Source organism: Couchioplanes azureus (assembly GCF_014648355.1).
GTDB classification, from domain to species: domain Bacteria; phylum Actinomycetota; class Actinomycetes; order Mycobacteriales; family Micromonosporaceae; genus Actinoplanes; species Actinoplanes azureus.
In genome coordinates this window covers 1,332,490-1,353,041 of the sequence record NZ_BMQY01000001.1, presented here as the reverse complement: position 1 = coordinate 1,353,041, position 20,552 = coordinate 1,332,490, and the positions used below count along the sequence as shown (strand labels likewise).

General features: G+C 73.0%; 17 protein-coding genes and 1 pseudogene. 7 read left to right on the top strand and 11 right to left on the bottom strand.

Features of this window, described 5'->3' with window-relative positions:
• Nucleotide 1: 1 nt before the first annotated feature.
• Together IEY99_RS06245 and IEY99_RS06240 are read right to left on the bottom strand one after the other, a co-directional pair.
• On the bottom strand, nt 2–1,234 hold the full coding sequence (locus tag IEY99_RS06245; RefSeq protein WP_229798167.1) for a glycosyltransferase 87 family protein: 1,233 nt from the start codon (nt 1,232–1,234) through the stop codon (nt 2–4).
• Nucleotides 1,231–3,735, bottom strand: a complete 2,505-nt coding sequence (locus IEY99_RS06240) for an EAL domain-containing protein (protein ID WP_189200705.1) — start codon at nt 3,733–3,735, stop codon at nt 1,231–1,233. Before IEY99_RS06240 ends, IEY99_RS06245 begins: the two co-directional genes overlap by 4 nt.
• Before the next feature lie 586 nt (nt 3,736–4,321).
• On the opposite strand from IEY99_RS06240, the gene moaC reads away from it, so the two are divergent.
• Genes moaC through IEY99_RS06220 form a run of 4 tightly spaced genes read left to right on the top strand, consistent with a single transcriptional unit; the run spans nt 4,322 to nt 6,954 of the window.
• Nucleotides 4,322–4,795, top strand: a complete 474-nt coding sequence (gene moaC / locus IEY99_RS06235; RefSeq protein ID WP_373293291.1) for a cyclic pyranopterin monophosphate synthase MoaC — start codon at nt 4,322–4,324, stop codon at nt 4,793–4,795.
• Nucleotides 4,768–5,277, top strand: coding sequence for a MogA/MoaB family molybdenum cofactor biosynthesis protein (locus IEY99_RS06230; RefSeq protein WP_189200093.1), 510 nt, complete (start codon nt 4,768–4,770; stop codon nt 5,275–5,277). Before moaC ends, IEY99_RS06230 begins: the two co-directional genes overlap by 28 nt.
• A gap of 11 nt (nt 5,278–5,288) precedes the next feature.
• Entirely contained in the window at nt 5,289–6,500 is a 1,212-nt protein-coding gene (locus tag IEY99_RS06225) for a molybdopterin molybdotransferase MoeA (protein ID WP_189200703.1), read from the top strand.
• Between the two features lie 22 nt (nt 6,501–6,522).
• Nucleotides 6,523–6,954 carry a molybdenum cofactor biosynthesis protein MoaE gene (locus IEY99_RS06220; protein ID WP_189200091.1) on the top strand — a complete coding sequence of 144 codons (432 nt, stop codon included), beginning with the start codon at nt 6,523–6,525 and terminating at the stop codon, nt 6,952–6,954.
• Here IEY99_RS06220 and IEY99_RS06215 read toward each other — a convergent pair.
• Nucleotides 6,941–8,296, bottom strand: a complete 1,356-nt coding sequence (locus tag IEY99_RS06215) for a glycosyltransferase 87 family protein (RefSeq protein ID WP_189200089.1) — start codon at nt 8,294–8,296, stop codon at nt 6,941–6,943. The genes IEY99_RS06220 and IEY99_RS06215 overlap by 14 nt on opposite strands.
• Nucleotides 8,297–8,407: 111 nt before the next feature.
• Nucleotides 8,408–8,983 carry a DoxX family membrane protein gene (locus tag IEY99_RS06210; protein ID WP_189200087.1) on the bottom strand — a complete coding sequence of 192 codons (576 nt, stop codon included), beginning with the start codon at nt 8,981–8,983 and terminating at the stop codon, nt 8,408–8,410.
• Between the two features lie 57 nt (nt 8,984–9,040).
• Between IEY99_RS06210 and IEY99_RS06205 the strand changes: the two genes are divergently transcribed.
• Nucleotides 9,041–9,520 carry a GNAT family N-acetyltransferase gene (locus IEY99_RS06205; protein WP_189200085.1) on the top strand — a complete coding sequence of 160 codons (480 nt, stop codon included), beginning with the start codon at nt 9,041–9,043 and terminating at the stop codon, nt 9,518–9,520.
• Here IEY99_RS06205 and IEY99_RS06200 read toward each other — a convergent pair.
• Together IEY99_RS06200 and IEY99_RS06195 are read right to left on the bottom strand one after the other, a co-directional pair.
• Nucleotides 9,517–10,719, bottom strand: a complete 1,203-nt coding sequence (locus IEY99_RS06200) for an ATP-binding protein (RefSeq protein ID WP_189200083.1) — start codon at nt 10,717–10,719, stop codon at nt 9,517–9,519. The genes IEY99_RS06205 and IEY99_RS06200 overlap by 4 nt on opposite strands.
• 44 nt (nt 10,720–10,763) lie before the next feature.
• Complete coding sequence (locus IEY99_RS06195; protein WP_229798165.1) at nt 10,764–11,465, bottom strand: LppU/SCO3897 family protein; 702 nt, start codon at nt 11,463–11,465, stop codon at nt 10,764–10,766.
• 138 nt (nt 11,466–11,603) lie between these two features.
• Between IEY99_RS06195 and IEY99_RS06190 the strand changes: the two genes are divergently transcribed.
• The gene (locus tag IEY99_RS06190; protein ID WP_229798163.1) at nt 11,604–12,305 is read left to right on the top strand and encodes a prepilin peptidase; all 702 of its coding nucleotides are present in this window, start codon (nt 11,604–11,606) and stop codon (nt 12,303–12,305) included.
• Here the strand turns inward: IEY99_RS06190 and IEY99_RS06185 are convergent.
• Nucleotides 12,302–15,520, bottom strand: coding sequence for a UvrD-helicase domain-containing protein (locus IEY99_RS06185; protein ID WP_373293290.1), 3,219 nt, complete (start codon nt 15,518–15,520; stop codon nt 12,302–12,304). The two genes, IEY99_RS06190 and IEY99_RS06185, sit on opposite strands and share 4 nt — an antisense overlap.
• 466 nt (nt 15,521–15,986) lie before the next feature.
• Nucleotides 15,987–16,930, bottom strand: a pseudogene (locus tag IEY99_RS34020) (metallophosphoesterase); the annotation flags it as partial.
• 164 nt (nt 16,931–17,094) lie between these two features.
• Between IEY99_RS34020 and IEY99_RS35230 the strand changes: the two are divergent.
• The gene (locus IEY99_RS35230) at nt 17,095–17,424 is read left to right on the top strand and encodes a hypothetical protein (RefSeq protein ID WP_373293289.1); all 330 of its coding nucleotides are present in this window, start codon (nt 17,095–17,097) and stop codon (nt 17,422–17,424) included.
• Nucleotides 17,425–17,650: 226 nt separating this feature from the next.
• On the opposite strand, the gene IEY99_RS34010 is transcribed toward IEY99_RS35230, so the two are convergent.
• From IEY99_RS34010 to IEY99_RS06165, 3 genes are all read right to left on the bottom strand, one after another.
• Nucleotides 17,651–17,887 (bottom strand): MoaD/ThiS family protein, encoded by a 237-nt coding sequence (locus tag IEY99_RS34010; protein ID WP_229798253.1) that lies wholly within the window; start codon nt 17,885–17,887, stop codon nt 17,651–17,653.
• A gap of 287 nt (nt 17,888–18,174) precedes the next feature.
• Nucleotides 18,175–19,233, bottom strand: coding sequence for a GTP 3',8-cyclase MoaA (moaA, locus tag IEY99_RS06170; RefSeq protein WP_229798162.1), 1,059 nt, complete (start codon nt 19,231–19,233; stop codon nt 18,175–18,177).
• Nucleotides 19,234–19,652: 419 nt separating this feature from the next.
• Nucleotides 19,653–20,534, bottom strand: a complete 882-nt coding sequence (locus tag IEY99_RS06165; RefSeq protein WP_189200075.1) for a fructosamine kinase family protein — start codon at nt 20,532–20,534, stop codon at nt 19,653–19,655.
• Nucleotides 20,535–20,552 lie beyond the last annotated feature (18 nt).

Here is a 20,552-nt window from a genome sequence, read left to right as displayed (position 1 = left end):
CTCACAAACGGTACAAGGCCGGGTCACTCCGTGGTGCCGTTGTTCCTGTGGGTCTGCTGAAGACCAGCGCGGAGGACCAGGCGAGCAGCGCCAGGGGGTAGAGCAGGTAGCCGAAGCGGGTGGTCGGCATGAGCAGGATCGCCGTCAGCAGGCCCCATCCGCAGAAGAGCGCCGCGGACGCCGCCGTGGCCGGTCGGCGGCGTCCGAGCAGCACCCCGATCGTCACCGCGGCCGTCACCAGCAGCGCGGCGGCGATGTAGCGTCCGCCGGGCAGCGCCTGGGCGATCAGGTATCCGGGGAACGGCGACTGCGCCGGGCTCGTCACGAGGCCGTGCCCGAGCGGGAAGCGGATGACGTTCTCGACGAAGGCGTCGCCGTCGACCAGGAAGGCGGGCACCAGCGCGAGCACCGGCAGCCCGAGCGCACCCGGCAGGAACCGGCGCAGGTGGCCCGTGGTGAGGGCGAGCACGAGAAGCACCGCCACGACCGGAAGGGCGAAGAGCTTGAGCGCGGCCGCCGCGCCGACCGCGAGACCGGCGGCGCCGAAGCGGCCCGCCGCGCAGCAGGCCAGCGCGAGCAGGCAGAGGGCGAGCACGGGCAGGTCGTCTCCGCCGGTGGCGAGGGTCAGGGCGCAGATCGGCAGGACGGTGGCGAACTGCACCGCCCGGACCGGGCCGGGGCCCACCAGGCGTACCGCCGCCACCAGGGCCGCCGCCGTGACCAGCGCGAACCAGATCCGCGCGTCCGTGATCCAGGCGTCGCCGAAGGCGGCGCGAGGCAGGCCGAAGACGGCCATTCCTGGCTGGTACGGGGCATAGCCCAGCAACTGTTCCCCGGGCGGCAGCGCGCCGATCGCCTCCGGCCCGAGGTACGGGGTGCCGGTGTGCGCGAGCCGCTCCCCCATGTGCTCGGCCACGAGCACTTCCTCCTGGGCCCGGTCGGTGCGCCCGCCCGCGCGCTGCACCGCCTGCACGAGCAGCGGCAGCAGGGCCGTCGCGCCCCAGGTGACCCAGGTCAGCGCCATCCGCAGGGCGGGCCGGCGCCGTACCAGCTGGACGGCGGCGATGCCGCACGCGGCGAGATAGCCCCACGCCGCGACGGCACCCCAGGCGCGGTGCGGCAGCAGCGTCGAGGTGAGCGCCGTGATCAGGGCGAACACGGCGGACAGCCCGTAGAGCAGGACGTCGCCCGCGAGGCCGTCGGCGGCCCGGTTCACCCGGGCGAGCACACTCACGCAGGCAAGTGTGGCAGAGGCGATCTCGGATTCCGGCGGCGCGGCATCCGGACGACCGAACCCGACTTGTGCAGCGGCCGGGCGAGGAACCCGGGCTTGCCGTCCGAGCCGCGTTGCAGCGTGGCCAGCAACCGGCCGGCCCGCATCGGGCGGGCGAAGAGGTGGCCCTGGCCCGCCACGCAGCCGAGCTCCCACAGGGCGTGCCGCTGCGGCTCGCTCTCCACGCCCTCGGCGACCACCGTGAGGTGCAGGCTGCGGGCGAGGTCGACGGTGGAGCGGACGACCGCGGCCGCCTCGGGCGAGGTCTCGACGGCGACCACGAACTCCCGGTCGACCTTCAGCTGGTGCACCGGGATCCGGGAGAGGACCGACAGCGACGAGACGCCGGTGCCGAAGTCGTCGAGGGCCAGCCGGACGCCGGCGTCGCGCAACTCGGTGAGCGCCCGCTCGACGACCTCCAGCTGGCTGAGGGTCAGCGTCTCGGCGAGCTCCAGGACGAGCCGGTCGGCCGGTACGGCGTGGGCCGCCAGCCGGGCCAGCACCGCGGCCGGGAAGGTGGGGTCGAGCAGGCTGCGCGGCGAGACGTTGACGGCCACGGGCAGGTCGAAGCCGGCCTCGCGCCAGCCGCCGGCCGCGGTCAGCGCGTGTTCCAGCACGGCGTCGACGAACGCGGGCAGCTGCCCGGACCGCTCGACGGTGTCCAGGAACTGCATCGGCGTGAGGTCGCCGTGCTCGGGGTGGTGCCAGCGGGCCAGCGCCTCCGCCGAGACGACCTCGCCGCTGCCCAGGTCGACGATCGGCTGGTAGTCGACGACGAACTCCCGGTGGGCGACCGCCCGGGTCAGCTCGCCGCCCAGCACGAGCCGGCCGACGTCGGCGGTGTCGCGGGCGTGTGCGTACGTCGCGGTGCGTTGCCCGCCGCGTTTCGCCTGGTACATGGCGACGTCGGCGCGGCGCATCAGCTCGCTCACGCCCCCGCTGCCCGGCGCGAGGGCGATGCCGCCGGCCGCCTCGACCGTGAGCTGCATGCCGTCCACCTCGATGGGCTGCTCCAGGATCGCGAGCAGATCGGCGGCGCGGTGGGTGGCGACGGCCGGAGCGGGCAGCCCGGTCAGCAGCACCGCGAACTCGTCGCCGCCGAGCCGGGCGACCAGGTCGCCGGGGCGGCTGGCGTCCTCGAGCCGGCGGGCCACCTCGCGCAGCACCTCGTCACCGGCGGTGTGCCCGAGGGTGTCGTTGACCTCCTTGAAGTGGTTGAGGTCGATGAGCAGCATCGCGAACATGCCCTCGGGTGCCCGCCGGGTGAAGTGGTGGTTCGCCTGTTCCAGCAGCTCCCGGCGGTTGGCCAGGCCGGTCAGCGGGTCGTGGGTGGCGGCGTACGCGTTCTCCGCGTTGATCCGCTTGAGCTCGGCGTAGGCGCGCGCGTTGCCGAGGGCGGTGGACAGCGACGATGCGAAGGTCTGCAGCTTGTAGCGTTCCGACTCGTTCAGCTTGACGGGCTTGCGGAACCGGAGCCGGAACATTCCCGCCGGACCGTCCGGCCCGTCGAGCTCGGCCTCGATCATCGACCCGTCGCGGGCGGGCGCGTCGGCCACCGTTCCCTCGTAGCGCAGGCGTCCGGCGGACCCGCGAACCAGCCGGGGCGGCTCCTCGCTACGCAGCTCGATCTCGGCCTCGTCGGCGGAGAACAGCTCCGGTGCGAGGGTGACCGCGGCATGCAGCACGGCGGTCAGATCGGTGACGTTGAGCCGGTCGGTGGTGCCGGCGAGGCGCCGCCAGGCCTCCTGGTCCGCCCGCTGACGGATCCTGTTCTTGGCGGCGAGCTGTAGTGCCAGCACGGTCGGCACCATGGTCAGGATCAGCAGCTCCTCCTGCTCCACCACGAGTACGGTGCCCAGCGCCAGCAGGACGTTGACGCCCCGGATCCGCATCACCACGTCCCGGTTGTGGCGCAGCGCCTGCCGCCACGGGGTGCGCGTGGCCAGCTGCATCACCCTGCTGCCGAGGAGGTCGTCCACGAGCGCGTACGCCGCTGCCGCGCCGACGAGGCCGAGGGTCAACATGGGCAGGGAGGGAACGCTGATCTCGAGATCGGCGGTGGGCCGGATACCGATCACGAAAGCGACCGAGGCGGCGGCCGTGGCGGCGACGACGTCCTTGGCGACGTTGTACGTGACCTTTATCGGCTGCCGGAGAAAGACTTTGGAAGCGAGGGCGCCGAGCGCGGTGCAAATGATCGCCCAGGGCGCGGGCACGGTCGCGATGGCGAGCAGTATCGAGCCCGAGGTCGCCGGAAACACCCGGCTGTCCGCCCGGACCCGCAGTTTGATGACCGGCCCGCTGGCGGCGGCGATGATGACCGTCAAGGCGACGAGGAAGAGCAGTTTCTGCGACGGAACCGCCGGCGCGGACCTGGCCGCCACGAGGAGGCAGCCGGCACCCGCAAACGCGACTAGACCGACATACAGCCGGAGCTGCTTGTCGGTCTTCGCGTCGTTCACTGCGGACACCCCATGCCTCCATGGTCCCCCGTGGCCCGCACAGCCTGTCAATGCCTGATTGCCGATCGGTAGCGATCGTGGCGGGTCCGGCTCAGCCCCAGTCGAACTCACGCATCGTGAACCTCCGCTTTCGTAAATGGAGGACCGCCCTTCTGCGGTCGACTCCGGGTGAATCCCGCTCGCACTCCGTTCCGTTTCGTAAGCATGAGATTAGGAACGGAACGGCGCCAAGGGAAGAATGATTTGTCGGTCGTTTCATGAAATGCGAGGTTCGGGGACTTTATACTGAATCTGTGACGGAATGCTGACGCTCCGCATTCGCCGCGTCCCCTGTTTCAGCGACCATCAAACACCGGGAATGTCCTGCTGCCGAGTTCGCGAGCGGTTACGAATGTTACGACCCTTCGGATGAAGGGGCCGAAAACCGAAAGCGTGCTACGGACCAATTCACCGCGTAGAGCGGATTGCGAATCCAAATGGCTACGGAAAGTAGAGGCCCGCTGACGGCCTGCCAATGCCGGGCGCGGCGAATGTGAAGACCATCCAGCCGGTGGATACTCTGGCCCTCGTGACGAACGCAGCGAAAATGACTCATGTCGACGCCGACGGCGCGGCCCGGATGGTCGACGTATCGGCGAAAACCGTGACCGTCCGCCGGGCCGTCGCCGCCGGCCGGCTGGTCACCACCGCGGAGGTCGTCGCCCTGCTGCGCGGCGACGGCCTGCCCAAGGGCGACGCCCTCGCCGTCGCCCGCCTCGCCGGCATCCTGGGCGCTAAGCGGACACCCGATCTGGTGCCGCTGTGTCACCCGATCGGGCTGCACGGCGTCACGGTGGACCTGACCATCACCGACACCGGGGTGGACATCGTCGCCACCACGAAGACCGCCGACCGCACGGGCGTCGAGATGGAGGCGCTCACCGCCGTGGCCACCGCCGGGCTCGCCCTCATCGACATGGTGAAGGCCGTCGACCCGGCGGCGAGCATCGAGGCCGTCCGGGTCCTGCGCAAGGAGGGCGGCAAGACCGGAGAATGGGTACGCCCGGAGGACCGTCCGTGATCCGCGCCCGGGTGATCGTCGCCTCCAACCGCGCCGCCGCCGGGGTGTACGAGGACACCAGCGGTCCCCTGCTCGTCGCCGGTCTCGCCGAGCTCGGCTGCCGGGTGGACCCGGCGCCGGTCGTGGTGAGCGACGGGCCGCCGGTCGCCGAGGCGCTGCGCGCGGCGCTCGCCGACGGGGTCGACGTCGTGCTGACCAGCGGCGGGACCGGCGTCACCCCCACCGACCGGACCCCCGAGGCGACCCGGGGACTGCTCGACTTCGAGGTTCCCGGCATCGCCGAGGCGATCCGCGCGTACAGCCGGGACAAGGTGCCGGCCGCCGCGCTGTCCCGGGGGCTCGCCGGGGTCGCCGGCCGTACGTTGATCGTCAATCTCCCGGGGTCGTCCGGCGGCGCCCGGGACGGGCTGGCCGTGCTGGGGCCGATCCTGGCCCACGCGGTGGAGCAGATCCGCGGCGGCGACCATAGGCTGCACGGGTGAGCGCGCAGAGCATGCCGATCGACTGGGACAAGGCCCGAACCCTGGTCTACGAGGCGGGCCGGGCGGCGGCCGGACCGGCGGAGACCGTGCCGCTGAGCGCGGCGGACGGCCGTACGCTGGCGGAGCCCCTGGTCGCCCTCACCGACCTGCCCGCGTTCCCGACGTCGAGCATCGACGGCTGGGCGGTGCGCGGCGGCGCGCCGTGGCGCCCGGTCGGCCGGGTCCTGGCCGGTGGTACGCCCCCGCCGCTCGCCGAGGACGGCACCTGCGTCGAGATCGCCACCGGTGCCATGGTGCCCGAAGGCGCCGAGGCGCTGGTCCGGGTGGAGGAGTCCACTCGCGACGCTGCCGGCCAGATCGCCGGGACGCCGCGCCCGCAGCCGGAGTGGCGGCTTCCCGGCGAGGAGGCGCGCCGCGGCGAGGAGCTGCTGCCGGCCGGCACGCCCGTCGACCCCGCGGTGCTCGGCATGGCGGCCACCTGCGGTCACGACACGATTCCCGTACGCCGGACGCCGCGCGCCGCCCTGCTCGTCTTCGGCGACGAGCTGCTGACCAGCGGGCCACCGGGCGGCGGCCGGGTACGTGACTCGCTGAGCCCGCTGGTTCCGGCCTGGCTGCGCCGTGCCGGGGCCACAGTGGACCCCGGCGCCGTCCGCGGCCCGGTGCGCGACACCCTCGACGCGCACGTCGAGGCGATCCGGCACGGGCTGGCCGTCGCCGACGTCGTCTGCACCACCGGCGGCACCATGCACGGCCCCGTCGACCACCTGCATCCCGCCCTGGCGAGCCTCGGCGCCGAGTACGTGGTGAACACGGTCGCGGTGCGGCCGGGCTTCCCGATGCTGCTCGCCCGGCTGACCGGCCCCGACGGGCACCCGCGGTTCCTCGCCGGGCTGCCGGGCAACCCGCAGTCCGCGGTCATCGCGCTGGTGTCCCTGGTCGCCCCGCTCCTCGCCGGGCTGCAGGGACGCGAGCTGCCGCCGCTCACCCGGGTCGAGCTCACCGCCGAGGTGCCGGGCCGCGGTGGCTTCACCCACCTGGCGCTCGCGTCCCTCGACGCCGACGGCCGACGGGCCACGGCGGTCGGTCACGCCGGCTCGGCCATGCTGCGGGGCCTGGCCCGGGCGCACGGCTTCGTCGTCGTCCGTCCCGGCCGGCGGGCCGCGGCCGGCGACCTCGTCCCGTTCCTCCCGCTCCCGCTCTCGCCCGGAGAACGACCGTGACCCTGCCGCCCGGAGAACGCCGATGACCAGTGTGGACACCGTACGGATCGCCGAGGTCGGGGACACCGCCCTGGACCTGGCCGCGCACGAGGAGGCCGTCGCCGACCCGCGGGCGGGTGCGGTCGTCTCCTTCCAGGGCGTGGTGCGCGACCACGACCATGGCCGGGGCGTGACACTGCTCGAGTACGAGGGACATCCGAGCGCCGCGGCGGTGCTTCGCGAGGTGGCTGCCGAGATCGCCGCCGACCCGGAGGTCTACGCGGTCGCCGTCTCCCACCGGGTCGGCACCCTGCGGATCGGCGACGTGGCGCTGGTGGCCGCGGTGAGCACGGCCCATCGGGCGGCGGCGTTCGCGGCGTGCGCCCGGCTGGTCGACGAGGCGAAGGCCCGGCTGCCGATCTGGAAACGCCAGGTCTTCACCGACGGCACCGAGGAGTGGGTCAACTGCCCCTGACGAGCGGTTCCCGGGGCGGGGGGATGGTCATCGCCCGGCGGCTCGCGCGGCGGGTCGCCCAGCGGTCGACCGGCACGGCACTCGCCGCCCCGGGCCGCCAGGGCAGGGCGTTGACCAGCAGGATCAGCGCCAGCGCGTACGAGTTGCGCGAGACCGGGTCGGCGAAGCTGCCCATCGGCGCGAGCACCACCAGCAGGTAGACCGCGGCGGCGGCCACGGCCGGGCCGGCGCCGGGATGCCGGGGCCGTCCGGGCAGGGAGCGCCGCGCCGAGGCCCGCCGCCGCGCGGCCGCGTCGACGAGGACCAGCACGGCCGGCAGCAGCCACACCAGCTCGTGCGTGTCGGTGACCGGGCCGGCGATCGCCGCGGTCAGCCCGACCAGGGTGAAGGCCGTGATCTCGTCGCCGTCGGCGTGCGCCGACCGGGCGCGGATCAGCCCGACCGCGACCAGCAGCAGGGAGAACGAGAGCCAGAGCAGGACCGGGGTGGTGGCCGAGTCGTACAGCCGGGCGAGGACCCCGGCCAGGGACTGGTTGGCCGGTGCGTCGACCGGCCCGGTCCGGTCGATGCGCCACAGCACCTCGCCGAACCAGGCCGCCGTCTCGTGCCGGGCGATCAGCCCGGCGGTCACCGCGGTCGTGACGGCCGTGGCGACGGCGGTCAGCGCCGCCCGCCACTGCCTGGTGGCGGCGAGGTACGCGATGAAGAAGACCGGACTCACCGTCAACGCCGTCGCCAGTCCCACCCCGGCCCCGGCCCAGCCGCCCTCCGTCCACAGGCGGCGGTGCCACGGCGGCGGCGCCGCTCCCGGGCGCCGCGGCCACCAGCGTGCCCGGCTGCGCGCCCACGCGCCGCGCCGCAGCGCCACGATGTCGGCGGTGACGAGGCCGAAGGCCAGCAGGTCCAGCGTGCCGAGCCCGAGCGCGGCGCGGACCGGCTCGGCGGTCAGCGCCAGAGCGCCGGCGGCGAGCACCACCGGCCAGGGCCGGCGGCCGTAGCGGCGGGCGATCGGGCCGGCCAGCACGATGAGGGCCAGGGACAGCGCGGCGACCCCGGCGAGGGCGAGCGACCAGCCCGCGACGGCGAGCGGCAGGGCCGCGGCGGGCGCGACGAGCAGTGCCGCGAACGGCGGCAGGGCGGTGCCGAGATGGCTGCCGGCGGCGCGGTACGCGTACAGCCCGTCGCCGGCCAGCCAGTTCGTCGCGGCGTCCCGGTCGAGGGCGAGCCCGCGGAACCCGTACCGTTGGGCGATCGTGGTCATCGCGGCCAGCAGGCCGACGCAGGCGAGGGCGACCACGACGGACCGGGAGGTCGCGGGGCGCGCCGGTGTCATCGCGGGCATGCCCCACCCCCCGTGGCTCGTCCGCTCGATGCTCTGCGTGCTTAACGCCGGGACGGCCCGTTTGGTGATTGAGTTGATGTTGGATGCATCGCGGGCCGGACCCGCGGGCGGCTATCCGGGCAGCTTGCGGGCCGCCGTGGCGGAGAGCGCGGCGATCTTCGCCTCGCGCCTCGCCGTCCGCACCGCCCGCCGCGCGGACCGCTGCGAGCGTTCGACCGCGTGGCTCACCGAGCGCTGCGAGCGGCCGAGCGCGTGCGTGGTCCGGTACTTGAGGCCGGGCTTGCCGTGGGTGTCGACCGCCGCGAGCAGCAGGCCGCCGAGCAGCCCCAGGTTCTTGAGGAAGTGGATCTGGTGCTGCTCCCGCTCGGGCTGCGGCATGGTCCAGAACGAGTGCCCCGCGACGGTGGTCGGGACGAGACCGGCGGCGAGCACCGCGGCGGCCGGGCGGGTGAACCGTCCGGTGGCCAGCAGCAGCCCGGCGGCGACGTCGCTGCCGGCCTTGAGCCGGACGAGGGCGCGCGCGTCGCTCGGCAGGCGCGGGTCCAGCTTCTCGATCATCGGTCCGACCTTGTCGGTCACCCGCTTGGCGGTGTCGACCTTGGAGTCGGGATTGAGCACGATGCGGGCTCCGCTGACGACGAAGATGGCACCGAGCATGGCACGGGCGGCGGCGCGTACGGGCTTCATAGCACCGTTATACCCGCGTTGCCCGATGCCCAACTCGTGGCTGACTAGGGTGCGGTCATGAAGTTTCGAGTCGAGCGCCCGGGCGACGCCGGTCCGGTCTGGGCGGTGCTGACCGCCGCCTTCGAGACCGATGCGGAGGCCCGGCTGGTGGACGCGCTGCGGGACACGGACGCGTGGCTGCCCGGCCTGTCGATGGTGGCCGAGGAGAACGGTCGGATCCTCGCGTACGCCCTGCTCAGCCGGGTCACCGTGGGGCCGGATCCGGCGCTCGCCCTCGGGCCGGTCGCCGTGCTGCCCGCCGAACAGCGGCGTGGCCTCGGGGCGGCCGTGATCTCCGAGGTGCTCCGGCTCGCGACCGCCGCCGGCGAGCGGCTCGTGCTCGTTCTCGGCGACCCCGCCTACTACCGGCGTTTCGGGTTCGTGCCGGCGGCGCCGTACCGGATCACCAGCCCGTGGTCCGACCTGGGTGACGCCTGGCAGGTCCTGGTCCTGACCCCCGCGGAGGCCCGCTACCCCGGCCCCTGGCACCAGCTCTAGGGCTGAGTGCGCAGGTAGCGGCCGAAGTGCGGCACCGTGAACGCGACCGTGCCGCGCTCCCCCGAGTAGATGAGCCCCTTCTTGATCAGGGCGTCGCGGGCGGGCGACAGGCTCGCCGGCCGCCGGGACAGCGACGCCGCGATCTCCGACGTGGGCACCGCCGCGTCCATGTCGTGGCCGGTCTCGCCGGAGAGCGCCGCCATCGCCCGCATGTACTCCCGCTCGGCCGGGGTAGCGCGCTCGAAGCGGGAGCCGAAGAAGCCCACCGCGAGCTCCGCCTCCGCCTCCGGGGCGGCGACCCGGACGTCCTCCGCGGTCACCGGCGAGGTCGGCGCGTGGTCCCAGGTCGCCTTGCCGTACGCCTGGACGAAGTACGGATATCCGCCGGACTTCTCGTAGAGCAGGTCCAGCGCCTCGGCGTCGTACTCGACGTCCTCGCGGGCCGCCGGTGCGCACAGCGCCAGGTCGGCGGCGACGCGGTCGAGCCGGTCGATGCGCTGGTAGCGGAACAGCCGCTCGGAGTAGGACTTCGCGGCGGACAGCACGGCGGGAAGGTGCGGCAGACCGGCGCCGACCACGATCAGCGGCGCGCCGAGCTGCGACAGCTCGTGGCAGGCGGCGCAGAGCGCGGACACGTCCGCCGGGCCCAGGTCCTGCATCTCGTCGATGAACAGGGCGATGCCCGTTCCCACGTCGGTGGCCAGCGACGCGGCGTCGGTGAAGAGCTCGACCAGGTCGATCTCGATGTCGCCGGAGTCGGCGCGACCCCGGGCGGCCGGCACGTCGATGCCGGGCGTCCACCGGTCGCGCAGCTTCGCGTTGGCGTCGTTGGCACGCAGGGCGAACGCCTTGAGCACGGCGAGCACCTCGTCGACCCGGTCGGGGTTGCGGTGGTGCGGGGTCAGCTCCCGGATCGCCATGTGCAGGGCGGCCGAGACCGGGCGGCGCAGCGACTGGTCGGGCCGGGCCTCGATCTTCCCGGTGCCCCAGAGCCGGCCGATCGCCGCCGACCGCAGCGTGTTGAGCAGCACCGTCTTGCCGACGCCGCGCAGGCCGGTGAGAACGAGGCTGCGCTCGGGCCGCCCGCGCGCCACCCGTTCCAGGACGACGTCGAAGGCGTCCAGCTCGCGGCCGCGTCCGGCCAGCTCGGGCGGGCGCTGGCCGGCGCCGGGTGCGTACGGGTTCCGGACCGGATCCACGAATGGCACCGTATCAAGGTCTCTAGCGAATTACCTAGAGAGCACTAGTCGGCGCCATACTCGCGAAGACAGAGGACGAAGTCGAGGCTGTCCAGCTCGCTGTCGTAGAAGTACCACTTGGTGTACTTGGCGACCTTTCCGCACTTGTCCTCGGCGTCGGCCTCCCCGGTCGTGCGGCCGTCGACCCGCTTGAGCACCTCGTACGTGCCGCTCGTGCAGTCGACGATCTTCAGGTCCGGTTTGTCGTCGGCGTTGCCCTGGTTGCGCACGCACTGGCCCTTGCGGACGAAGCGGGCGTCCGCACTGGTCCTCGGCTCCGGGGCCGCGACCTGGTTCGTCGCCGTGGTGGCCGGCACGGTCGGACTCTGGCCCGCCACGGGCTTCTTGGACCGGGACACGAGCCACGCGGTCGTGCCGAGCCCGCCGCAGATGAGCAGGCCCAGCACCAGGACCAGAGCCACGATCGGCGCGTTGCGCCGCTTCCCGGGCAGCGGCATCTGCGGAGGCTGCTGCCAGCCCGGCGGCGGCGCGCCCGGGTACGCCGGCGGCGGGTAGGACGGCGCCGACGTCGACTGCTCCCCCCAGCCGGGTGCCGCGGCGGTCTCCGCCTCGCCCCAGGGATCGGACGGCTCCGTGTACGGCTCGTCGGACCCCGACGAGCCGCCGGTCGGCGGCCAGCTCGGGCCGGGATACGGGCCGTTCTGCGACATCGGGATTTCCTCCAGCCGGTATTCGCTGTACGCCACCGTAGCGTGGACGACCGGCGTACCCGGCCCCACCGAGCGCGCCGACCGTTGCTCAACCGCCCGGGCAGGAGGTCGCGGCCCGCGACTGTCGGCAACAAGACGCGCCGGGGCGTTCCCGCCACGGATACCGTGCGCCTCATGTCCGGTGCGGTGGCCGTCTGCTCGGCCGTCTTCGGCGCGGCCGCGGCCGCCTTCCTTCCCCGCGTCGCGGACCGCCTGGCGGTCCCGCGCGGCACACCACCGCGGTCCGCCTGCGCTCACTGCGCCCAGCCCTACCGCGACTGGGTACGCGCCGGAGCGCCCTGCGCCTGCGCCGCCCGGCCGGTCCGGACGGTGCTCGCCGGTGCGCTGGGCACCACCCTGCTGGGCGTCACGATCGGGCCGGCGCCGATGCTGCCGGTCCTGCTGCCGGCCGCGGTCCTCGGCCTCCTGCTCGCGATGATCGACCTCCGCTGCCGGCGGTTGCCCGACCCGCTCGTGGCCGCGCTGGCCGCCGGCACGGCGCTCCCGCTCGGCGCCGGGGCGCTGATCGCCGGGGAACCGGGGCGGCTCGGCCGGGCCGTCGCGGCGGCGGTGCTGTGCGGGGCGGCGTACCTGATCGTCGCTCTGCTGCCGGGCGACGGCCTGGGCCTGGGCGACGTCAAGCTCGCGACCGTCCTGGGCTTCGTCCTCGGCTTCGCCGGCTGGCCGGCGGTGGCGGCCGGCCTGGCCGCGGCGCATCTCATCAACGGCCCGGTGGCGCTCGCCCTGTTGCTCATGCGGCGCGCGACCCGCGGCACCGCGCTGCCGTTCGGCCCGGCCCTGCTGGCCGGAGCCCTGATCGGCGTGACGACGGCCTAGAGCAGCCGCAGCTGCCGGTCCTTCGGCCGCGCCGGGACGGTGTCGCCCATCCGCTCGAACAGGCCCGCGTCGATCGGGTCCAGGAACGGCGTCGGCGACTGCTCGCGCTCGCTCCCGTGCCGGAAGCGCCGGGCCGCGTGGCTGACGTAGAGCCGGTCCTGCGCCCGGGTCAGGCCCACGAAGAAGAGCCGGCGCTCCTCGGCCGTGTCGTCCTCCGACGGCGGGCTGCCCGGCCACCGCAAGGGCAGCAGCCCGTCCTCGCAGCCGATGAGGAACACCACCGGGAACTCGAGGCCCTTCGCCGCGTGCAGGGTCAGCAGGTTGACCGCCTCCGCCCGCGGATCCAGGGCATCCACCTCCGCGCCGGTGGCGATCTCCTGCAGGAAGCGCGGCAGGTCGTCGCCGAGCCGCTGCGCCAGCGGCATGAGCAGGTCGGCCGCGGTCCAGATGTCCTCCGGGGCGAGCTGCTCCGCGTCGAGCGTCGGCGCGGCATACCGCTGGGCCAGCACCTGCGCGCTGGACTTGACGCGCGCCGCGAGCGAGCCGGCCGGGCCGCCCGCGTGGCGCAGCTCCCGGGCGATCACCTGCACCCCGGGCCGGTCCCGCAGGCGGTTGTGCGAGCGCTTCTGCACGGGTACGCCCGCGCGCGACAGTGCGTCGACCACGGCCTGCGCCTGCAAGTCGGTGCGGTAGAGGACCGCGACGTCCGAGAACGACAGCGTCTGCGGGGTGACCGCGCGCGAGTCGACCCGGCCCGAGTCGAGCGAGCGGTGCGACAACCCCCCGACCAGTTCGTCCACCGTACGCACGACGAAGTCGGCCTCGTCCGCCACGCTGGCCGCGAAGTACCGCCCGACCAAGGGTGACTCCGGGTTGACCCGGGCCGGATCCAGCCGCCGGCCGCTGACCAGCGAGGTCGGCGCGATGGCCTGCACCGCCGCGGCCAGGATCGGCGCGGACGAGCGGTAGTTGCGGGTGAGCCGCACGAGCCGGGCGTCGGTGAAGTCCTCGGCGAAGCGCAGGAAGTAGCCGACGTCCGCGCCCCGGAAGGAGTAGATCGCCTGGTCGGGGTCGCCGATCGCGCACAGGTTGCCGTCCGCGGGGCTCAGCAGCCGCAGCAGCTCGTACTGGGTGTCGTCGACGTCCTGGTACTCGTCCACGAAGATCCACTGCCACTGCCGCCGGTACTTCTCGACCAGCGCGGGATCGTCGCGCAGCAGCGCCACCGGCACCGTGAGCAGGTCGTCGAGGTCCACCAGGTCCTGCTGGCGGAGCAGCTTGGTGTACGCCGCATCGTCGTCCCCGGCCTGCTCCCGCGCCGCGGCCCGCTCGGCGTCGTCGGCGATCCGCCACCCGGCGCCGAGCCCGGCCGCCTTCGCGTTCTCCTGCAGGATGCTCAGGCCGACCGAGTGGAAGGTGCCGACGGTGATGTCCTCGGCGACGTCGCCCATCAGCGCGTCGAGCCGGGCCCGCATCTCCTCGGCGGCCCGCCGGGTGAAGGTGATCGCCAGGCAGCGGTGCGGAAAGACGTTCATCTCGGCGCACAGGTACGCGATCCGGTGGGTCAGCGTCCGCGTCTTGCCGGTGCCCGGCCCCGCCACGATGAGCAGCGGTCCCCCGGGCGCCGACGCGGCCACCCGCTGCATCGCGTCCAGCCGGTCGAGCAGCCCGGTGCCGACCTCCTCCATGCCGGCGAGCATCGGCTCGAACGGCTCGTGCGGCGAGGCCGGCGGCTGGATCGGCGGCGCCTTCTTCCGGACGGGCTCCTTGGCCTTCGGTAAGGGCGCGCGCCCGATGGCCGGTTCGGCCCGGCGCTGCTGCGGCACCGGCACAGGAGCCATGTCGAAAAGGGTCTCGGCCTGCGGGGCGCTCTGCTTGGTCCGCAGCTCACCCGGCTCGAAGAGGGTGATGACGCCGTACTCGCCGTCGTAGCCGGCGATGCGCCGCACGTCGCCGCGCCGCAGCCGGGTGATCGCCTCCCGCAGGTTCTCGCCGCCGTGCCGGCCGATCTCGTCGACCGGCACCGTACGCAGGATGTCCAGCTCGGGACCGAGGGCCGCAACCAGGTGGTTCAGCTGGCCCTCGACGGTCTTGGACTTCGGGCCGACACCGTTGATCTCGCCGAGGATCTCGGCGAGCTGGATCAGATGCTCGACGGTCTGCGGCCGGGCGAGCCCGGTGTCGCGGTCGGCGAGGTCCTCGACCCGGCTCAGCACGCCGACGGTCAGCGGCTTGCCGCACTCGGGGCACCGGCCACCGGCCTCCCGGGTACGGGCCGGCTCCCAGTTCACGCCGCACGCCCGGTGCCCGTCGGCGTGGTACTTGCCCTCCTCCGGGAAGAACTCGATCGTGCCGGCCAGGCTCTCGCCGTCCTTGACCGCGAAGTAGTCCGGCGTGCCGGTGAAGAGCGTGGCCTCCCGGGCGAGCGCGGCGGGCGAATGCGCATCCGAGTTGGAGACCAGGCGGTAGCGGTCGAGGCTGGAGACCCGCCAGTTCATCTCCGGGTCGGAGGACAGGCCGGTCTCGACGGCGGTGATGTGCCCGGCGAGGTCGGCGTAGCAGTCGGCGATCGCGTCGAAGCCGGACTTCGAGCCGAGCGCCGAGAACCAGGGCGTCCAGATGTGCGCGGGCACCAGGTAGCCGTCCGGGCTGGACTCGAGCACGATCTCCAGCAGATCCCGCGAGTCGAGCCCGAGAATGGGCCGGCCGTCGGCGGTCAGGTTCCCGATCCGGCCCAGCGCGGCGTTGAAGCGCGCGGCGGCGTCGAGGTCGGGCAGGTAGACGAGGTGGTGCACCTTCCGCGTACGGTCGTCGCGCTTGTAGATCGTGGAGATCTCGACGCTGAGCATGAACCGGGCGGGGCCGGTGCCCTGCAGCGAGCCCGGGAGGCGGCGGGTGACCTCCTGCTCGGCCTCGGCGCTCAACCGGAAGAGGCCGGGCGCGGCGTCGGGGCGCAGGTTCTCCCGCAGGTGGTCGAACCAGGCGGGATGGGTGAAGTCACCGGTGCCCAGCAGGGCGATGCCCTTGCGCCGGGCCCACCAGGCCAGGTTGGGAAGGGTGAGGTCACGGCTGCAGGCACGCGAATACCGGGAGTGGATGTGCAGATCCGCGACGTACGTGTCCGCGGCAACCGAGGACCCTGCGCTGTCCGAGGGCACGCTGCATCCTGTCACGGGCGCGCCGCGCGCCAGAAGCCGCCACGCGCGAAGTGACATAACCGATCCGCGATTGAATCCTGGGGAGGTGGTTGCTGTGGCTCGGCGGATGGGCCCGAGATTCACTTCTTAGGGGTACGGCGGTTGCGCTGAGTAACGACTCTGCCCATCGGAACGGCTCAAATCTTCCTCGCCGGTCTCCCTGACCCGGCCCCCTTGGTCCGGCCTGCCTGGTCCCGCCTGCCTGGTCCCGCCTGCCTGGTCCGGCCTGCCTGGTCCGGCCTGCCCGGCCCGGGCTCCCTGGTCCGGCCTGCCTGGTCCTGCCTTGCTCACCCGGTCTATCCCGCCGGGGTCTACCTGGGCCGACTCGCTCGGCCGGCCCTTCCCGCCTTGCCTGCTCGCCCGTCCTCCGTGCCGTGGCCCTTCGTTGCCTGGCCTTCCTCGGCCGACCTTCTTCCCGGGGAGGACTATGTCCGGCCGGCTCTCGCCCCGCGGCCCCTCCGGCTGGCCAGTTGCTGGCTGGTTCCTACGGCGTGCGGAGCTCGATGACGGTGACCTGCGGCGGTGCCCCCACCCGGACCGGCGGCCCCCAGAACCCGGCGCCGTTGGTCACGTACACCGGCACCCCGTCCACCTTGCCGAGCCCGCTCACCACCGGCTGCTCCATCCGGACCAGCAGGTTGAAGGGAACCATCTGCCCGCCGTGGGTATGCCCGGAGACCTGGAGGTCGACCCCGAACGGCGCGGCGTCCCGGGCCGCGATGGGCTGGTGCGCCATGAGCACGACCGGCCGCGCGGGATCCCGGTCACCGAGCGCCCGCTCGAAGTCCGGGCCGTCGCCGACGGCGGCGCCACCGAGATCGTTCACCCCGGCCAGGTCCAACCCGGCCACCTCGAGCCGCTCGTTGCGCAACGGCCGGATCCCGAGCCGAGCTACCTCGGTCACCCACTCGGAGTGGCCGGAGTAGTACTCGTGGTTCCCCGTGACGAAGTAGGCGCCCCGCCGGGATTGGATCCCGGCCAGCGGGGCCGCGAACCGTCCGAGCTCGCCCACGGTCCCGTCGACGAGATCGCCGACCACGCAGACGATGTCGGCGTCGACGGAGTTGATGAGCCGAACGATCCGCTCGGTGTGCCGTAGGCCGGTCAGCGGCCCGAGATGAATGTCCGACACGACGGCGAGCCGGGTGCCGTCCATCGCGCGGGGCAGCTTGGCCAGGCGAATCTGCACCCGGTCGAGCTGCGGGTCCCCGAGCGCGGTCTTCACGCCGTAACCGGTGAGCCCCGCGGCGGTGAGCCCGGCAAAGATGGCGGCACCGCGCGCAAGCAGCAGTCGTCGCTCGATCCCGGCCGCCTCTTCGCCCGCGGGGGTGCTGCCGTTCGCGGGGGTGCTGCCGTTCGCGGGGGTGCTGCCGTTCGCGGGGGTGCTGCCGTTCGCCGGGGTGCTGCCGTTCGCGGGGGTGCCCCCGTCCGCGGGAGTGCCCCCGTTCGCGGGGGTGCCCCCGTCCGCGGGAGTGCCCCCGTTCGCGGGGGTGGTCTTTCCTGCGCCAGCGCTGCCCTGTGGGGCAATGCTCCTATCCGTGGAGATGGTCGCAGGTCCGTGATCTCGACGGCCTTCAGCGGCGCCTCCAGGCGTGTACTCGTGGCTGGACTCGCTGGCCGTCTTCGTGCTCTCGCCGGCGGAGTCGGCAGTCGCGGGGGCGGCGCCGTTCGTGGCGGTGGTGGTGCCGCTATTCACTGCGGGGTTGTCGAGGCCGTCGCTGTGGTCGTGGCCACTGGCGACCGAACCGCTTTCGACGCCCCCGGCAGTCATCGGACGGGCGGTCGTCGCGGCTTCGGTCCTGGCGGATTCCGTCCTGGCGGATTCGGTGGTGCCGGCTCCGGTCGTCGCGGCCTTCGAGCGCAGCCAGAGGTTGGCGGCGAGGCGCGGTATCTCCAGGACCGCGAGGACGACCAGCAGGTAGAACATCAGCGCGATCCAGAGGTAGCCGGGCCACGCCAGCCACTTCGCGACGCCGGTCCGTACGCCGATGAGCGTCGCGGGCGCGAGAATTGCCAGCAGCACGGCGGCGATGCCACCGGCACGGCGAGCCCGGCCCTTCGTGAACGGATCGCGGACGAGGCGTTTCCACAGGTAGAGGTGGATCAGGCCGACAACGACGATGATCAGCCCGACGAACCCGATCAAGTTCAACCCCCCGCGAACGGTGGCAGGACATCGACGGTCGCCCCGGCGGGCAAAGCCACCTGCCGATCATGACAAGCGAGACCGTCGACGAGGAAGCTCGCGGCCTTGAGAACCACGGCGAGCCGCTCGCCGTGGCGTTCGCTCAGCAGCTCGATGAGGTGGTCCAGCGACGACGCCGGAACGGTTTCCTCGCGCGTGTTCCCGGCGGCCGCCCGAGCTCCGGCGAAGTACCGGACCAGGACAGGTCGAGCGCCCGGTCGACTGTCCGTCGCAGAGGCGGCGTCTGCGCTCGGTAGGGGCGCCGGGCGCGGGGAGGTCACTCCTGCGTTAGGGGAGGTCGCGGGGGGCGGGGAAGGCGACGCGGATGTGGCTGCCATGGCGCGAGGGGTCGCGGGGTGCGGGGAGAGCGCTGCCGAGGTGGCTGCCGCGGTCTGGGAGGTCGTCGTGTGCGGGAAGACCGGTGTGCCGTGAGCAGCAGTGCCGCGGTTCGCCGATGCGTGCCCGGACCCTGTGGTGGTGTGCACCTTCAGCCGCCGATCGCGGACATCGGGCGGGACGGCTGGAGGAACGACGGATCGTCGATGCCGTGGCCGGCCCTCTTGCCCCACATGGCGGCACGCCAGGCGTCGGCGATCTCGTCGTCCGAGGCATTGCCGCGGACGAGCCCACGCAGGTCCGTCTCGCCGGTCGCGAACAAGCAGTTACGCACCTGTCCGTCCGCGGTCAACCGGGTGCGATCGCAATCGCCGCAGAAGGGCCTGGTCACACTGCCGATGACGCCGACCCGAGCCGGATTGCCCGCCGCGTCGAGGTGCCCCGGCACGAGCCAGGTCTCCGCCGGCGCTGTTCCACGTGAAACCGGATCGGTCTGCAGCCCGAAAGACTTCAGCGCCTCCAGAATCGCCGCCGCGGTGACCATCTCGCGCCGTTCCCACCGATGCTGGGCGTCGAGCGGCATCTGCTCGATGAACCGCAACTCGTACCCATGATCCAGCGCGAACCGCAACAGCCCCGGCGCCTCGTCATCGTTGATGCCTCGCATCAACACTGTGTTGATCTTGACGGGGGTGAGCCCCGCACCGGCCGCCCCGGCCAACCCCTTGAGCACGTCGGCATGCCGATCACGATGCGTGAGCTGCTCGAACCTCGCGGGAGACAGCGTGTCGAGCGAGACATTCACCCGGTCGAGCCCGGCGTCCCGCAGCGGCTGCGCAAGCCGCTCAAGGCCGATGCCATTCGTGGTGATGGAAAGCCTCGGCCGGGGCCGCAACGCCGCGGCGGCCGCGACGATGCCCACGAGCCCCCGTCGGATGAGCGGCTCCCCGCCCGTGAACCGCACCTCGGTGACACCCAGCCGCTCGACCGCGATCCGGATGAGCCGCCCCACCTCGTCGTCGCTGAGCTGCTGCTCCCGCGGCATCCACGCGAGCCCCTCCTCGGGCATGCAATACGTGCACCGGAGGTTGCAGCGGTCGGTCAACGACACCCGAAGATCGGTGGCAACACGCCCGAACCGGTCGGCAAGCAACCCACCCCCACGCACGGAACCCCGCGGCGGCACGGTGGGCAGGGCAAGCTCGGTCACTGGTCGAAGGTAGCGCTTGGGTACGACATTTGCCGTCGCCTGTTCCGCACTGCGATACACCGCACGCCTCGCCGCGCACCAATCCGCCCGACATGCCCCAGGGCGCGGACCGTGCGAAGCCACCCAGGCGCCCGATCACACCGTCGCCCCAGTCGCTCGGGGTGGAGGCGTTGGCCAGGTCGTTCGGGGTGGAGGCGTGGCGAGGTCGTTCGGGGTGGAGGCGTGGCGAGGTCGTTCGGGGTGGAGGCGTGGCGAGGTCGTTCGGGGTGGAAGCGTGGCGAGGTCGCTCGGGGTGGAGGCGTTGGCCAGGTCGTTCGGGGTGGAAGCATGGCCAGGTCGCTCGGAATGGAAGGCGTGGCCAGGCCCCTCGCGGTGGAAGGCGTGGCCAGGCTTCCCGGCGTAGAAGGGTGCTTACGTCCCTAATGACCGAGTAGCACATCCGCCGCAGCGCGCACGGCCTCGCGATACTGCTCCCCGAACGCCGCAGTATGCACCAACAGCAGATGAAGCTGATGCAGGGCAACCCGGTCGCGCCACCCCTCCGCCAACGGCCATGCCTCGTCATAGGCCGAGATGATCGCGTCGAGATGCGCAACTCCGCCGAACAACGCCAACTGCGCCAGGTCGGTCTCCCGATGCCCGCCATGAGCGGCGGGGTCCACGAGCCAGACCCGTCCGTCGGCACCCCACAGCACGTTGCCCGGCCACAAGTCGCCGTGGATCCGGGCGGGAGGCTCCTCCCCGCCGTACCTGTCGATCCCGGAAAGAATGCGCTCGACCACCGTGACATCGCTGCCGGAGAGCGCGCCGCGGTCGGCCGAGATCTTCAGGTACGGCCGCAGCCGCCGTTCCGCGAACCACTCCCCCCACGGGCCGGCCGATGGCGTGTTGTCCTGCCGCAGCGGCCCGATGAACCCGGTCCACGAGGCTCCGAAGCTCTCCGCGCCCGACCGGTGCAGGCCGGCCAGCTCCACGCCGAACCGCTCGGCGCCCGCGCGCGTCGGCGGACCGGAGTCCACCCATTCGAGTGCGAGCATCCCGTCGAGCGCGACGATGACCTCGGGAACCGGCACCGCATCGGCCTCGCGGAGCCACTCCAGCCCGGCCGCCTCGGTGGCGAAGAAGTGCTCGGGCGGCTCACCCGCGGGCCACGTCTTCGCGAACAGCGACGAGCCGTCGTCCAAGGTCAGGCGCGATGCCCGGCAGACGGCACCGCCTCCCACGGGGGTCTCCCGAATCCGCTGATGAGTCAGAAATGTCGGGAGATGCTGCGGGTGCGTGCGCAGATACGGCAGATCCACCGCCTTATCTTCCACTTC

What these genes read in the sequence shown, in the direction of transcription:
- IEY99_RS06185 (WP_373293290.1), bottom strand. Translation starts at nt 15,520, where the DNA reads ATGTCACTTCGCGCGTGGCGGCTTCTGGCGCGCGGCGCGCCCGTGACA.
- IEY99_RS06225 (WP_189200703.1), top strand. Translation starts at nt 5,289, where the DNA reads ATGCCGATCGACTGGGACAAGGCCCGAACCCTGGTCTACGAGGCGGGC.
- IEY99_RS06190 (WP_229798163.1), top strand. Translation starts at nt 11,604, where the DNA reads ATGTCCGGTGCGGTGGCCGTCTGCTCGGCCGTCTTCGGCGCGGCCGCG.
- IEY99_RS06215 (WP_189200089.1), bottom strand. Translation starts at nt 8,296, where the DNA reads ATGCCCGCGATGACACCGGCGCGCCCCGCGACCTCCCGGTCCGTCGTG.
- IEY99_RS06205 (WP_189200085.1), top strand. Translation starts at nt 9,041, where the DNA reads ATGAAGTTTCGAGTCGAGCGCCCGGGCGACGCCGGTCCGGTCTGGGCG.
- moaC (WP_373293291.1), top strand. Translation starts at nt 4,322, where the DNA reads ATGACTCATGTCGACGCCGACGGCGCGGCCCGGATGGTCGACGTATCG.
- IEY99_RS06230 (WP_189200093.1), top strand. Translation starts at nt 4,768, where the DNA reads ATGGGTACGCCCGGAGGACCGTCCGTGATCCGCGCCCGGGTGATCGTC.
- IEY99_RS06220 (WP_189200091.1), top strand. Translation starts at nt 6,523, where the DNA reads ATGACCAGTGTGGACACCGTACGGATCGCCGAGGTCGGGGACACCGCC.
- IEY99_RS06210 (WP_189200087.1), bottom strand. Translation starts at nt 8,983, where the DNA reads ATGAAGCCCGTACGCGCCGCCGCCCGTGCCATGCTCGGTGCCATCTTC.